Origin of the sequence: Metapseudomonas boanensis, assembly GCF_018704125.1 — a bacterium.
GTDB classification, from domain to species: Bacteria; Pseudomonadota; Gammaproteobacteria; order Pseudomonadales; family Pseudomonadaceae; genus Metapseudomonas; species Metapseudomonas boanensis.
Genome location: NZ_JAGTIS010000017.1, coordinates 75273 through 90045 on the forward strand (window position 1 = coordinate 75273; position 14773 = coordinate 90045).

The 14773-nt window shown below is 63.0% G+C and carries 14 protein-coding genes; 4 read left to right on the forward strand and 10 right to left on the reverse strand.

What is annotated here, in order from left to right; all coding sequences use genetic code 11:
• The first annotated feature begins 4 nt into the window (after positions 1 to 4).
• The 4 genes from bufB (at position 5) to J7302_RS22720 (ending at position 3716) form a co-directional block, all read left to right on the forward strand.
• Entirely contained in the window at positions 5 to 910 is a 906-nt protein-coding gene (gene bufB, locus J7302_RS22705; protein WP_215380041.1) for an MNIO family bufferin maturase, read from the forward strand.
• Positions 907 to 1686, forward strand: a complete 780-nt coding sequence (locus J7302_RS22710; protein ID WP_215380044.1) for an HvfC/BufC N-terminal domain-containing protein — start codon at positions 907 to 909, stop codon at positions 1684 to 1686. Before bufB ends, J7302_RS22710 begins: the two co-directional genes overlap by 4 nt.
• Positions 1683 to 2195 carry a DoxX family protein gene (locus tag J7302_RS22715; protein ID WP_215380046.1) on the forward strand — a complete coding sequence of 171 codons (513 nt, stop codon included), beginning with the start codon at positions 1683 to 1685 and terminating at the stop codon, positions 2193 to 2195. The genes J7302_RS22710 and J7302_RS22715 overlap by 4 nt, the downstream gene beginning before the upstream one ends.
• Positions 2196 to 2588: 393 nt before the next feature.
• Entirely contained in the window at positions 2589 to 3716 is a 1128-nt protein-coding gene (locus tag J7302_RS22720) for a glycoside hydrolase family 5 protein (RefSeq protein WP_215380049.1), read from the forward strand.
• Here the strand turns inward: J7302_RS22720 and J7302_RS22725 are convergent.
• The 10 genes from J7302_RS22725 to J7302_RS22770 form a co-directional block, all read right to left on the reverse strand.
• A complete protein-coding gene (locus J7302_RS22725; protein WP_251702210.1) occupies positions 3702 to 5405 on the reverse strand; it encodes an ABC transporter ATP-binding protein/permease in 1704 nt (567 codons plus the stop codon). The two genes, J7302_RS22720 and J7302_RS22725, sit on opposite strands and share 15 nt — an antisense overlap.
• Positions 5406 to 6148: 743 nt before the next feature.
• Positions 6149 to 7843: a PAS domain-containing hybrid sensor histidine kinase/response regulator gene (locus tag J7302_RS22730; RefSeq protein WP_215380054.1), complete on the reverse strand. Its 1695-nt coding sequence runs from the start codon at positions 7841 to 7843 to the stop codon at positions 6149 to 6151.
• Positions 7827 to 8990, reverse strand: a complete 1164-nt coding sequence (gene ercA / locus J7302_RS22735; RefSeq protein WP_215380057.1) for an alcohol dehydrogenase-like regulatory protein ErcA — start codon at positions 8988 to 8990, stop codon at positions 7827 to 7829. The genes J7302_RS22730 and ercA overlap by 17 nt, the downstream gene beginning before the upstream one ends.
• A 230-nt stretch (positions 8991 to 9220) precedes the next feature.
• Positions 9221 to 11077 carry a S9 family peptidase gene (locus J7302_RS22740; protein ID WP_215380060.1) on the reverse strand — a complete coding sequence of 619 codons (1857 nt, stop codon included), beginning with the start codon at positions 11075 to 11077 and terminating at the stop codon, positions 9221 to 9223.
• A complete protein-coding gene (gene pqqE, locus J7302_RS22745; RefSeq protein WP_215380062.1) occupies positions 11043 to 12191 on the reverse strand; it encodes a pyrroloquinoline quinone biosynthesis protein PqqE in 1149 nt (382 codons plus the stop codon). Before pqqE ends, J7302_RS22740 begins: the two co-directional genes overlap by 35 nt.
• On the reverse strand, positions 12160 to 12441 hold the full coding sequence (pqqD, locus tag J7302_RS22750) for a pyrroloquinoline quinone biosynthesis peptide chaperone PqqD (RefSeq protein ID WP_215380064.1): 282 nt from the start codon (positions 12439 to 12441) through the stop codon (positions 12160 to 12162). Before pqqD ends, pqqE begins: the two co-directional genes overlap by 32 nt.
• Entirely contained in the window at positions 12438 to 13190 is a 753-nt protein-coding gene (gene pqqC, locus J7302_RS22755) for a pyrroloquinoline-quinone synthase PqqC (protein WP_215380066.1), read from the reverse strand. The genes pqqD and pqqC overlap by 4 nt, the downstream gene beginning before the upstream one ends.
• Positions 13191 to 13254: 64 nt before the next feature.
• Entirely contained in the window at positions 13255 to 14169 is a 915-nt protein-coding gene (gene pqqB, locus J7302_RS22760) for a pyrroloquinoline quinone biosynthesis protein PqqB (protein WP_215380068.1), read from the reverse strand.
• 45 nt (positions 14170 to 14214) lie between these two features.
• Entirely contained in the window at positions 14215 to 14286 is a 72-nt protein-coding gene (pqqA, locus tag J7302_RS22765) for a pyrroloquinoline quinone precursor peptide PqqA (RefSeq protein ID WP_072432761.1), read from the reverse strand.
• A 361-nt stretch (positions 14287 to 14647) separates the two neighbouring features.
• Positions 14648 to 14773, reverse strand: a 126-nt coding sequence (locus J7302_RS22770; protein WP_003137649.1) for an aldehyde dehydrogenase family protein, incomplete at its 5' end; no start/stop codon positions are given.

Below are 14773 nucleotides of genomic sequence, written 5' to 3' on the forward strand. Positions count from 1 at the left end.
ACGAATGAGCGTCATTCACTCACGCGCTGGCCTCGCCAGCGCTCCCGCTCGCCAAGCTGTGCTGCCGGCGCGAGCGGGCATCGGACTCAAGTCCCAGTACTATCGGGACATCGTCGAGGGTCAGCCAGACGTTGGCTTCTTCGAAATCCACGCCGAGAACTACATGGTCGACGGCGGCCCGTTCCATCATTACCTAGGGTTGATTCGCGAGAACTATCCACTCTCTATCCATGGCGTTGGGCTGTCGATCGGCGCAGAACAAGCCTTGGATGTGGCACACCTCGACCGACTCGCCGCACTGATCGAGCGTTACCAGCCGGAGTCCTTCTCCGAGCACCTCGCCTGGTCCAGCCACGGAGAGTGGTTCCTCAACGACCTGCTGCCACTGCCTTACGATCAGACAAGCCTGGTGCGAGTCTGCGAGCACATAGACCAGGTCCAGACGCGACTGAAACGCCCGATGCTGCTGGAGAATCCAGCGACTTATGTAGAGTTCGCCAGCTCCACCCTGAATGAAGCCCAGTTCATCCACGAGGTGGTCCGACGCACGGGCTGCGGCCTGTTGCTGGATCTCAACAATGCCTACATCAGCTGCACCAACCACAATCGTGACCTGGGTGCCTATCTCGCCGCCCTGCCCCTCGACGCGGTCGGTGAAGTGCACCTGGCAGGCTTCGCCGAAGATCGCGACAGCGTCGGTGACCGTTTGCTCATCGATACCCACGGTACCCCAGTGGACAATGCGGTCTGGGCACTCTACCGCGATACCCTGGACGCGCTCGGTCCCTTGCCGACCTTGCTTGAGCGCGACAACGACATCCCGCCCTTCGAAGCACTCCTCGCCGAAGCGGCGCAAGCCGAGCGGCTCATCCATCAGTGCTGTCGGATGCGCATAGAGGTGACCCCATGAGCAGCCAAGCGGTGTTCGTCGCTGCCCTCCTCGACCCCGACCTGCCCTGCCCGGATGACCTCAAGTGCTGGAATGGCTCGGCAGTGGAAGGCCGCTTCGCCGTCTACCGCAACAACGTCATGCACTCGCTGGTGGAGGCGTTGGCCGACACCTTTCCTGTGGTCCGGGAGTTGGTCGGCGATGACTTTTTCCGTGCCATTGTCCAGCACCATGTGCGTACCGCACCGCCACAGAGTCGCATTCTGATCCGCTACGGAGACACCTTCCCAGAGTTCGTCGCCAGTTTTCCGCCAGCCTCCGACCTGCCTTATCTGGCTGACGTGGCGCGCCTGGAGCTGTTGCGTGTGCACGCCTACCACGCCGCAGATCTGCCACCGCTGGATATGCAGGCACTGGTACCGGCATTGGCTGACCCGGCTCAGCTGCCCGGCATGACCTTCCGGCTCCACCCTTCGGTGTCAGTGCTGGAGTCGCCCTTCGCCATCGTCTCGCTCTGGGCCGCGCATCAGGGGTTACTGGATATCGGCACGGTTGACCCGCTGCTGCCGGAGTCTGCGCTGGTGCTGCGCAATGGCCTGGACGTGGAGGTGAACCAGTTGTCTCCCGGCGCTTCGGCCTTCATCCGGCACCTGCAGTCCGGAGACAGTTTCGAAACGGCTGCCCAAGCCGCATTCGGTCTTGATCCGACCTTCGATCTCGGCGCCCTGCTGGGGCAACTCTTGCAGGCCGGCGCCATCACCCACTTCGCGCAAACCTCAGGGAGGCACCCAGAATGATCGACACACTCCATGTCCAGCAAGCCGCTTTCCCGGTACGTCTGATCGCCCAGTTCATCGAACTGTGCAAGCGCGTGCCCTACAGCCTGGTGGCCTTCGTCGCACGCTTCTCCGTCGCCGCCGTGTTCTGGAAGTCTGGCCAGACCAAGATCGAGGGCCTGGCCATCGACCTGGTCTCCGGTACCTTGGAGCTGGGCGTGCCGCACTTATCGGCATCGGCCATCCCGCTGTTCACCGACGAATACAAAGTGCCTCTTCTGTCCCCGGAAGTGGCGGCCTATGCCGCTGCATTCGGCGAGCATTTCTTCCCTATCCTCATCCTGCTGGGCCTCGCCACCCGCTTCTCCGCCCTGGCGCTGTTGGGCATGACGCTGGTGATCCAGATATTCGTCTACCCCGACGCCTATCCCATCCACGGCGTGTGGGCCGCCAGCCTGCTCCTGCTGATCGCCCAGGGGCCGGGAGTCCTGTCCATCGACCACCTGATAGCCCGGCATAACCGGAGCTGAACCTGGCACAGAACCTACCACGGGGGGACGTCAGCCGTTTCGTTGGCGCTGAGCCTGCGCAGGCCAACCTTGCTGGCCTGGCGACTTCAGGGCCCTTCCCGGACAGAGGTCCAGGCTAGTGCTGCAAGGGCCAACCCGTACGGATCGCACAAACGGCGCTTGTCGCCCCTCCGCCACCGGCAATCCGAGGTACCTAATGGGGGACACCGCTGTCTCTGGCAGGCTCCTGCGCATCGCCTAGGCTTGGACAGGCAGCCTGGATGAGTTCTACAGGTTGGGGAACGGAGCAGCACGACAAGGGACTGGGCGAAAAGAGGCGGCATTGTTTTCCATGAGCCGGAATGATTCTGCCTCGTTCTTCATGCAGTTCTTATTGATCAAAGGAGTGCACTCATGGAGCAGCAGATCCCCGTTCACGCCAACCCCAGCAAGAAATTGCGCGGGGTCAATCTGGGCGGCTGGCTGGTTTTGGAGAAGTGGATGACTCCCAGCCTGTTCGAAGGATTGCAGGCCGTCGATGAAACCACCTGGTGCGTCGAGATGGGCGCGCGGGCCACGGAACGGCTGCAGAAACACTGGAACAGTTTTATCAATCGCGACGACTTCGTCTGGCTGCACGAGCGCGGCATCAATGCCGTGCGCATTCCACTCGGCCATTGGATCTTCGGCCCGGATTATCCCTATCACCGTAGCTACGGCGAAAACCGCTACCCCTTTGTAGAGGGCGGGCTCGAGGTACTCGACCGGGCATTTGCCTGGGCGGAAGAACTCCAGTTGAAGATCGTCCTGGATCTGCACGCCGCCCCCGGATGCCAGAACGGATTCGATAATGGCGGGATAAAGGATGTCTGCGAATGGCACACCGATGCGCAATACCGCGAGCACTCGCTGAGCGTGCTGGAGCGCCTGGCCGAGCGGTATCACGGCGAGCCCAGCCTGCATGCCATCGAAGTGCTCAACGAGCCACGCTGGGATGTGCCGACCGAGTACCTGAAAAGCTACAACCTCGACGCCTACCAGCGCATTCGCCGGTACTGCAAGGCCGAGCAGGTCAGTGTTGTCTTCCATGACGGCTTCCGCCCCTTCGAGCATTACCTTGGTTTCATGCAGGCACCGGAATTCGCCAATGTGGTCTTCGATATCCATCGCTACCAGTGCTTCGAGCGCTGTGACATCGACAGCGATATCTACACTCACCTGCACAAGGCCAGCGGGCAATGGAAAACCGAAGCCGATGCAATCATCCAGCAAATGGGGATGCCGGCGTATTGCGGCGAGTGGAGCCTGGGGCTCGACCTGAAAGTAGTCTCGCTCTGGGCCGAAGGGCCGTTCAATCACGCGCTGGAAAGCATGGACAGCTTCCAGAAGGACGTCGCCTATCGTGGCTATGCCGCGGCCCAGTTGCTCACTTTCGAAAAATACCTGGGCTGGTTCTTCTGGAGTTATAAAACCGAAACCACACCCGCCTGGTGTTTTCGCGAATGTGTCCAGCGCGGCTGGCTGCCCTCAGTTTTCTCCTAGCGCGCGGAGCGGAGTGCCATAACTGCTGAACTGCTCCTGCGGCAGGTGATTGAGCAGGAGCTTGCGCTGGTAGTGCCGTTCGTGGCCGGCATGGAAACTGATGGCCAGCAGCGTCGAATCGGGCAGTTCTCGGTGCAGCATGTCCATCAGGTATTCCTCGCCCTTGGGCTCGAAGGCACTGGTCGCCTCCTCGATGAACACCCAGGACGGCCGCTGCAGGAAAAGCCGCGCAATGCCCAGACGCTGCTGCGCGCGCAGCGGCAGTACGCTTTGCCAGTTATCGACCTCTTCCAGGCGTGCTGCCAGCCAACCAACCCCGGCGCATTCCAGGGCATGCTGCATGGCACTGGCCGGGAAGGTGCCTGCTGGCTGTGGATAGCTCAGCGCTGCCTTCAAGCTGCCAAGCGGCAGGAAGGGCCGCTGCGGCAGGAAGCAAATCGCAGGTCCGGCAGGTAGCCAGACCTCGCCATGCCCCCACGGCCACAAGCCAGCGACCACTTTGAACAGGCCGATGGTGACCGCCGGATCACCAGAAATCAGCACCCGCTCGCCACGCTGGATCGCCACGTTGAGGCCCTGGATCAGGATCTTCCCGTCAGGATTGGAGATGCACAAGTCGCGCAGTACCAGTTCTGACTGGTTCGATTTCGCCAGGCTGATGCGATGGTCTTGCGGCTCGGCAGCCTGCTCTTCAAGCCTCTGCAGGTCGCTGTAGAGGCTCATCACCCGGTCCGCTGAAGCCCGGCAACGCGCGAGCTCGGCCAGGTTATCGATCGGCCACGAGAGCGCCGAGGTCAGTTGGTGGAATGCTTGCGCGGCCTGCATCAGCACCCCCAGCGTAATGCTGGCGGCAATGTACTGTGGTGCCATGACCAGGATCGGGAACACTGGCAGCAGCACACCATAGCCCGAAGAAAACGATACGATTCCCAGGTAAGCGCGAGTCTGGCGATACCAGCGACGGCCCAGCTCGGCGAAAGAGGTCGCCGAACTCTTCCGCTCGATCTCTTCGCCCTGCATCAACGCAATCGCCTCGGAGCTTTCCCGCGCATGGGCAAGCCCGAAGCGGAAATTCGCCTCCGCTGTTTGGAGTTTGTTGGTCGCCTTGACCAACGGACGCCCGAGCAGCATGCCGAACAGCGTGCCGGCTCCAGCATAGGCAAACGCCAGAATGACCATGTAACCCGGAACCAGCAAGGCGGTGCCGGGCACGTTGAGGCTGCCGGTAACCCTCAGCAGGATGTCGACAAAGCTGCCAAAAATCAGCAGCGAGTAGACCAGCGAGTGGGTCAAGGAAATCGTGCTTTCGGTGACGACGTGGATATCTTCGGCAATCCGGCCATCCGGGTTGTCATGCTCGCCCTCGGTGAGCTGCAACTGGTAGTGATGCCCGTGCGTCATCCATTGGTCCAGGACCTTTGCCGTCAGCCACTTGCGCCAATCCAGTTGCAACCAGCGCTTGACCTGCATATGCAGCGCCGTAATGCCCATGGTCAGCAGGAGGATCACCACGAAGGTGGCGATCTGCACCATCAAGCGGCTCAGTGACTTCGCTTCCAGGGCATCGAAGAGCGCACGGTTCCAGTAATTCATCCAGATCACCAGGCCGACCTGAGCCAGGGTGAGCAGCAGCAGAGCCAGGGTGAAACCGCGGGCCTTCCACTTCTGTGCAGAGTTCCAGTACGGCATGACCAGACGCAGGAACTGCCACCGCGATCTCGACGGTTGCCGAGTTTCTGCCCGCCGAATCATTTATTCGCGACCCCGCGCAGCCATCAGGTGTAGCCGCTCATTCATAAGCCCAAGCGGTACGGCAGAATCATTCGGCAGACGCGCGGTGACGGGGCCCCCATGGTCATCGGAAATTTGCAGGTCGACTCGGCGCCAGCCCGCAGCGCAGAGGTCTCCCCAACACTGGCGGGCATGCGCACCCGCACAATCTACCGGCAGAAAAATCATCAAACCCCCTGCTGCTCAAGGCCGAAACCTCTGGTTGCTCAGCGTACTCCGGGGAGTGCGTTGCCTACCCTGCGGAACTCTTCGTGTTCGGCCAGGGAATTGCTGCGAGGTGCAGCGGCGGTGTGTGAGCGAACGTTGGCCGGTAATAGTGTTTTCGGCTCGTTTTGCTCAGCGCAACGCTGCACCCGGTAAAAGTCATTCAAGCACACAGAACCTGAACGGCACCGATTATCCGGACTGTCGAGCACGCCCGGCCGACAGAGGAACCGACGGGCGGGCGATCGGCAACCCACACGAGGTTATTCAACTGAATCGCCACGCCGAGCGCCTGCTTGTGGAAGCAGGCGAGTTGCATGGGATCTGCAGGTCCCAATGAGCATCCCGATTTTCGACGAGGCGCAAGTAGACTTCACCAGCCCGCACAGATTTGTCTTGTCTCGACAGGCCTCTGCCAAGCTGCCGTGCGCAGCGCTTCAGCCAGCCTTGCCCAGTATCTGGCTGAGCACCGCGCGCAACTTGCCAGGCTTCACCGGCTTGTTCAGCAGCGGCACGCCGAGCTGTTGCAGCTCGCGTCGGCACTGGTCACTGCGATCGGCGGTGATGATCACCGCCGGCACAGGGCGATTGAAAAACTCGCGTAACGCCTGGATCACCTCGCAACCTGTCACGTCATGGTCCAGGTGGTAGTCGGCCACGATCAGATCGGGGGCCTGCCCACCCAGCATCGCCAGGGCGTCATCCAGATCGGGCGCAGCCACCACGTCGCAGCCCCACTGACCAAGCAGTGCCGACATGCTGTCGAGGATGCTCGACTCGTTGTCCACCACCAGCAGCCGTTGTCCGGGCAACGGATCGCCTGTCACCGGGCGCGGTTCGACGTTCTGGCATGCCACCGGCGCAGCATCTGCCAGGGGCACCACGATACTGAACACCGAGCCGCGGCCGAGCTGCGAGCGGACCTGCACCGGGTAGTCGAGCATGCTGGCGATGCGGTCGACGATAGCCAACCCCAGGCCCACGCCCTTGCGCTCAGCGGCCCGGCCAACGTTAAGCTGGTTGAACTCGAGGAAAATCGCCTGCAGCTGATCCTCGGGGATGCCGCGCCCGCTGTCCCAGACCTCCAGCCTTAAACGGTCGCCCACTCGACGGCAGCCAAGCAGTACACGGCCGTGCTCGGTGTAGCGGCAGGCGTTGCTGAGCAGGTTGCGCAGAATGCGGGTCAGCAGCCGGAAGTCGGTATTGATACTGAGGCGCGGCACGCGCACGCGCAGTTCCAGGCCAGCCGCCTCGGCCACACTCTGGAACTCCGAGGCCAGCGGGCCCAGCACCTCGTCGAGGTGATAGACATCGAGGTCCGGCTTGATCGCACTCTGGTCCAGCTTGGAGATGTCCAGCAGGTCGGTCAGCAGGTCCTCGGCGCCTTCCAACGCCTGGTGGGTGCGCTCGACCAACAGCTGCTCCGAGGGTGGCAATTGCCGCTCGCGAAGGGTCGATACCAACAGGCGCGCTGCATTCAGCGGTTGCAGCAGGTCATGGCTAGCGGCAGCCAGGTATTTGTCCTTGCTAAGGTTGGCCGCTTCGGCGGCGTCCCGCGCCTCGCTCAGCTGCTCGTTCAAGGCCTGCAATTCGCGGGTGCGGTCCAGGACGCGCTGCTCCAGTTCGTCATTGAGAGTCTGCAGGCGCTGCTGGGCGAGGATGCGCTCGGTGATGTCGGCAACGAAGCCTTCCACCAGGCCTTCCTCGTCCGGCTTGAGCAGCAGGTTCATCAGCACGTCGACATGGCTGCCGTCCTTGCGCCGCAGGCGCGTCTCATAGCCGAACAGGCCGTTGCCTCGTTGCAGTTCGCGGCGAATGCGCGCCAGCTCCGCCGCACCGCCGACGAAAAGATTGGAGGCCAGGTCCGTCAGCGGCCACAGGCAATCCTGCGGCGAGTCATAGCCGAGCATGCGCGCCAGGGCCGGGTTGGCGGCGCGCATGCCCTCCTGCAGGCTGGCCTGGAAGATGCCGTGCACGGCGTGCTCGAACAGCCATTTGTAGCGATTGCGCTCGGTTTCCAGCTCTTCCAGCCGCGCCAGCAACTCGGGATAGTGGCTTTTGCGTGCCGAGTGGGAACCCAGTCCAAGGAGCCCGGCCAGCGCCTGACGCTGCTCGTCAGAGGGCCTCGGCATACACCACCTCGACATCCCGCAGGCTGGATTCGCGCGGGTTGGTGAGGATGCAGGGGTCGTCCATCGCATGCCGCGACAGGAAGGGAATGTCGGAGGTGCCGACGCCATGCAAGCCGAGGGTTTCGTGGAAACCGACGGCATGCTTGAGGGTCACCAGGTGTTCCACCAGACGTTGGCGCACCTGGTTCTGGTTCAGCCCCCGGCAGTCGATGCCGAAGGTTTCGGCGATGACCTTGAACCGCTCCGGCGCAGCGCTGTAGTTGAACGCCACCACGTGCTCCACCAGCACGGCGTTGCACAGCCCATGGGGCAGATCGAGGAAGCCGCCGAGGCTGTGGGACATGGCATGCACCGCACCGAGGATGGCGTTGGAGAAGGCCAGGCCGGCCTGCATGCTGCCGAGCATGATCTTCTCGCGCAGGGCAATGTCCTGGGGGTTGGCGATCATCGCCACCAGGTTGCCGTTGATCAGACGCATGGCTTCCAGCGCATGGGGATCGGTCAGCGGGCCATGGCCGGTGGAGACGAAGGCCTCGATCGCATGCACCAGTGCGTCGATGCCGGTGCACGCCGAGAGGAACGGATCCATGCTGAGGGTGGTTTCCGGGTCGATCAGCGATACGTCGGGCACCACGGCCTTGCTGACGATGGAAAACTTCATCCGTTCCTGCTGGTTGGAGATGATGACGAACTGCGACACATCGGCCGAGGTGCCGGCAGTGGTGGGAATCAGGATCAGTGGCGGGCTGGGCACGGTCAGGGTATCCACACCCTCGAACTCGAGAATGCTGCGGCCGTGGGCAACGACGATACCGATACCCTTGGCGCAGTCCATGGGGCTTCCGCCGCCCACGGCGACTATGACGTTGCAGCCCATGCTGCGGTAGAACTCGGCGCCCTGCATCACCTCCTCCACGCGAGGGTTGGGTGATACCTGGGTGTAGAGGCAGTAATCGATGCCTTGGGCCTGGAGGCTCGCCTCCACATCCGCAACCCAGCCGGCAGCCTGCACGCCAGGGTCAGACACCACCAACACCTTGCGGGCGCCAAAGGTTATGGCGTAGTTACCAACGTTATGCCGACAGCCGGCACCGAAAATGATCTCGGGAGAAACGAACTTGCGAAGCTGGCTGATATCGTGACGCATCAAACGGCTCTTTTTTGTAGTTATGGGGCGAGTAGGAACCAGCCTACTGCATTCGTGGGCCTTTTCAATCAGACGTTTGGCGGCGTCCCTGCACCACCTTGCCAAATTTGTTCGCGAGCAAGCTCGCTCCTACGGGCGGCGGTGTTGCTTTGCAGGAGCCAGCTTGCTGGCGAAGGCGGGAAGTTTCGCGAGCAAGAACTCGGCGTCCCCCCTCGCTCATACACGGCCTACTAGAGAAGCGCCTGGTAAAACCTCAGCTCCTCCTGCAGGGCATGAGCCAGGTTGACGGCCTGGCGGAATCCGTGACGCTCCTCTGGATAAAGATGGACCTCAACCTGGCGGCCCTCTGCCTTCAACGCCGCGACCATCGCGTCTGTCTGCTCCGGCACCACGATGGCATCCCGCCCTCCCTGGAAGAAAATCACCGGCGCGTTGATTTCCGTCGCTCGCGCCACCGGTGTGCGTTGCCGATAGCGCTCTGCATCGCACACAGGATCGCCGATCAACCAATCCAGATAATCCGCCTCGAACTTGTGGGTCTTCCCGCGTAACACCAGCGGATCGCTGACTCCGTAGTAGCTGGCGCCGCCCCGGAACGGCGTGTTGCCCAGCAAGGCCATGAGCGTGGTGAAACCACCCGCGCTGGAACCCCGGATGAATGCCCGCTGCGGGTCCGCCCGCCCCTGCGCAGCCAGGTGCGTTACCAGGGCGCAGGCATCCTCCACATCCAGTACGCCCCAGGCACCTTTCAGCCGCTGCCGATAAGCCCGGCCATAACCCGTGCTGCCCCGATAGTCGAGGTCGGCCACCGCGAAACCGCGCTGGGTCCAGAACTGGATGCGCGGATCGAAAACCGGCTGGCAAGCAGAGGTGGGCCCGCCGTGACAGCACACCAGCAGCGGCGGCCGTTGACCGATCGTTTCCTGGTAATCGGCATTGGTGGGCGCGTAGAAGAATCCATGGGCGATCTCCCCTGCCCCGGTTTCGAACTGCATCGGTTCTGGCCGAGCGATGTCGGCGGCCGGCAGGCCCGCTCCACTGCCAGCCAGGACTCGCAATGCGCCGCTGGCACGGTCGATGGCCAACACGACGCTGGCACTGTCGGGCGCGGCGGCGATGCAATAAACGTGATACTGATCTGCTGCCAGCTGGCGAAAGCGGCTGTAGCCGGTCGCAAATCGTTGCCCGTTTGAAAGGCCGAGATGCCCCCCGCCCTGCGCAAACCAGGTGGACACGCAGCCCTCCTCCAATGGCAGGTAGCTGCAGCCGCCCAGCTGCCAGGGCGCCGGGGCGTGGTCGGCGGTCAGCGAAGGCTTCGGTCGCAGCCGCTTGCGCTCCAGCCGCCAGGGTTGCCACCAGCCGTTGCGGTCACTCAGGCAATAGAGTCGGCTCTGAGCGTCGAATCGAGGCTGTTGCAGGGATTCCTCGCCCTGAGCGCCGGCGACGATATGGCAGGGTCCCCAGCCTTCACCCCGGTGTTCACGCAAGCAGAGCCGGGTTGCAGTCCAGGGCAATTCGGGCCGACTCCATTCGATCCAGGCCAGGCGCTGGCCATTGGGGCTGATGCAGGGCGCAGCATAGAAGTCGGCGCCCTCTGCTGATACCTCGCGGGATCCATCCGCCAGGCCGATCACCACCAGGCGATGCGTGCCACCCTCCTCTTCGACAGCCAGCAACGCCCTGGCCTGCGGCCAGTAGCGCAGGTCGCCATAGCGACGGCCCTCGCTCACCGTCAGCGGTCTGGGCTGGCCGAGCAGGGGCTGGACATATAGCTGCTGGTCCGATTCGTTGACGAACACCGCACCATCGCCTGTCAGGCAAAAAGCACCTCCGCCGTATTCGTACACCCGGCTGCGCACGGAGTAGCCCGCAGGCGTCAAGCAACGCGCGCCACCCTCCTGCCAATACCAGAGCGTGGTGCGGCCATCTGCCGGGTCGAAGCGGGTCCAGAACAGCCCCTGCTCGCCACAGCGCAGTTCGGCAAAGTCGGAACTGGCGGCCGCCGCCCGCTCCGCGCTCCAGGCGCTTTCCCAGAAGCCGAAGGGGCGGATTTCAGGCGCGGCAGATGATCTTCGAGGTACGCTCATTGCGGTAGGTCAGTTGGTCCAGCTCCAGCGGCGCCTGTTCGGCCTGCTCCCGCGCGGCGAGGATCTTGTGGTGATGCGGGGACTTGGCACACACCGGATCGGCATTGCTGGCATCCCCGGTAAGCATGAACGCCTGGCAACGGCAGCCACCGAAGTCACGCTCCTTCTCGTCGCAGGAACGGCACGGCTCGGGCATCCAGTCGTAGCCGCGGAAGCGGTTGAAGCCGAATGATTCGCTCCAGATATGCCCCAGGCTGTGCTCGCGTACATTGGGGAACTGCACTGGTAGCTGGCGCGCGCTGTGGCACGGCAGCGCGGTACCGTCGGGGGTGATATCGAGGAACAGGTTGCCCCAGCCATTCATACAGGCCTTGGGGCGCTCTTCGTAATAGTCCGGGGTGACGAAGATCAGCTTGCAGGGGTGTTTCTCCGCGGCCAGCCTGGCCCGGTATTCGTTGGTGATGCGCTCGGCGCGTTGGAGCTGCTCGCGGGTCGGCAGCAGCCCGGCGCGGTTGAGCTCGGCCCAGCCATAGAACTGGCAGGTGGCGAGCTCGACGAAGTCGGCCTCCAGAGCCAGGCAGAGCTCGATGATGCGGTCGATCCGGTCGATGTTGTGCCGGTGGGTAACGAAGTTCAGCACCATCGGGTAGCCTGCGGCCTTGACGGCACGGGCCATGGCCAGCTTGTGCTGGAAGGCCTTGGTGGAGCCGGCCAGCAGGTTGTTCACTTCCTCGTCGGCGGCCTGGAAGCTGACCTGGATATGGTCCAGTCCCGCCTCGCTCAATGCGTCGATGCGCGCCTCGCTGAGGCCGATACCTGAGGTGATCAGGTTGGTGTAGTAACCCAGTTCGCGGGCGGCATGGACCAGCTCCTCAAGGTCGCGCCGAACCAGCGGCTCGCCACCGGAGAAACCCAGCTGCGCGGCACCGAGTTCGCGGGCCTGACGGAACACCTCGATCCACTGTGCGGTGCTGAGCTCATCTCCGTGCTGAGCGAAGTCGAGCGGGTTGGAACAGTACGGGCACTGCAAGGGGCAGCGGTAGGTCAGTTCCGCCAGCAGCCAGAGCGGCGGCCCTGGCTGTTCAGGCTTCGAGCTGCAACCAGAATTGCGCATGAGCCACCTCGATGAAAGCCAGAATGTCTTCGTTCAAGCCCGGTACATCCGGGAACTTGCGACTAAGGTCGGCGATAATCTGCGCCACCGAGCGCTCGCCATCCACCAGGCCAAGGATTTCCCCAGCGCTCTCGTTCAGCTTGACCATGCCCTCCGGGTACAGCAGCACATGGCAGCCCTGGACCGGCTCCCATTGCAGTCGAAAGCCCCGGCGCAGGATTGGAATCTGTTGCTGGTTGAAGTCGCTCACAGACGAATCCCCCGATGCCAGACCCGCTCGCGGGTCACGCTGTGGTAAGGCGGGCGCTCCAGCTCATAGGCCATGCTCATGGCGTCAAGCATGCTCCAGAGCACGTCCAGCTTGAATTGAAGGATGTCCAGCATGCGCTGCTGGGCTTCCTGGGTACGGTAATGCGCGAGGGTGATGCGCAAACCATGCTCGACATCACGACGGGCTTCCTTCAGGCGCTTGCGGAAGTACTGGTAGCCGGCCGGGTCGATCCAGGGATAGTGCTGGGGCCAGGCGTCCAGGCGCGACTGATGGATCTGCGGGGCGAACAGTTCGGTCAGCGAGCTGCTGGCGGCCTCCTGCCAGGTAGCGCGGCGGGCGAAGTTGACATAGGCATCGACGGCAAAACGGACGCCGGGCAGCACCAGTTCCTGAGAAAGCACCTGCTCGCGGTCCAGGCCGACGGCCTCGGCCAGTCGCAACCAGGCTTCGATACCGCCCTCCTCACCCGGTGCTCCGTCGTGGTCGAGGATGCGCTGTATCCACTCGCGGCGGGTGTCGCGATCCGGGCAATTGGCCAGGATCGCGGCGTCCTTCAATGGGATACAGACCTGGTAGTAGAAGCGGTTCGCCACCCAGCCCTGGATCTGCTCGCGGCTGGCGCGGCCTTCGTACATCGCCACATGGAACGGGTGGTGGATGTGGTAATAGGCGCCCTTGGCACGCAGCGCCTGCTCGAATTCGCTTGGGGTCATGGCGCGCTCAGTCATGCCGGAATCCCTCGTAGGGTGCGCTGCGCGCACCTTGATTGGTTCGTGGTGCGCACGGCGCACCCTACAAATCGATGCCCATGCCGTCCCAGGCCACTTCTATGTCGTGGCGACCCAGTTCGGCACGTTCGGCCGAGTCGACGTCGAGTATCGGGTTGGTGTTGTTGATGTGGATGAGTACCTTGCGCGGGCCCGGGATGGCATCCAGCACCTCGATCATGCCGCCGGGGCCACTCTGCGGCAGGTGGCCCATCTCGCTGCCGAGCTTGTCGCCGACCTCGCAGTGGCGCATCTCGTCATCGCGCCAGAGCGTGCCGTCTACCAGCAGGCAATCGGCCTTGTGCATCCAGACGCGCAGACTGTCGTCCACCTGGCCGAGGCCGGGGGCGTAGAACAACGTGCCGCCGGTCTGCAGGTCCTCGACGTAAAGGCCGATGTTATCGCCCGGATGCGGATTGCCCCGGTGCGGCGAGTACGGCGGAGCACTGCTGCGCAGTGGGATGGCCGTGAAGCGCAGCCCCGCAGCAGCGGGAATGGCGAACGCCGGGCTGACCAGGTCGATTCGCTGCCACTGGAGGCCGCCATTCCAATGTTCAAGCATGTTGAACAGCGGAAAACCGGTGGTCAGGTCCTGATGGACCATGTCGGTGCACCAGACCTGGTGCGGGCAGCCTTCGCGCAGGCTGAGCAACCCGGTGACGTGGTCGATCTGACTGTCCATCAGGATGATCGCCGCGATACCGGTATCACGCAGGCGTCGCGCCGGCTGCATCGACGGGAAGGCTTCCAGCTGCGCGCGGATGTCCGGCGAGGCATTGCACAGCACCCAATCCGTGCCGTTGGCGCTAATGGCAATGGAAGACTGCGTACGGGGCTGGGCGCGCACCTTGCCGCTGCGTACACCACGGCAGTTGTGGCAGTTGCAATTCCACTGGGGAAAGCCCCCGCCGGCGGCCGAGCCGAGAATTTGGATGTGCATGGGAGTGGCCCTGGCGAAAGCCCCGGCTGGGCCGGGGCAAAAGGATCAGCGGTTGGCGAAGTACAGGGTGACTTCGAAACCAATACGCAGATCGGTGAAGGCGGGTTTAGTCCACATGGCGCATTCCTCTTCTTATGGCGCCGGAGGATTCCGGCAAGTCCAGTTAAGCACCTGCGAGCCGGGGGCCGAATGGTACTTTGGGATGAGGTTTGCTCGTGATTTGGTAGGTGCCGCGAATCGATGCAAGACAGCACCAGCCCGTAGGATGTGGTTGAGCGAAGCGAAACCCATCAGCAGCGGACGATGGGTTTCGCAGGCTCGACCCATCCTACGGTCAGCCACGTGCCAGTGTCGTGCCGCGAAGGAGTCGGAGGCAAACCTTCGGCCGGCTTGGCGAATGAGTTCGCCCCGGCAGGAACAGCTTCGCAGAAAACAAAAAACGCGGCCGATGCCGCGTTTTTTGATGACTCACCAAGGATCAGAAGAAGCCCAGCGGATTGATGTCGTAGCTGACCAGCAGGTTCTTGGTCTGCTGATAGTGGTCGAGCATCATCTTGTGGGTTTCACGGCCGACGCCGGATTTCTTGTAACCCCCGAAGGCGGC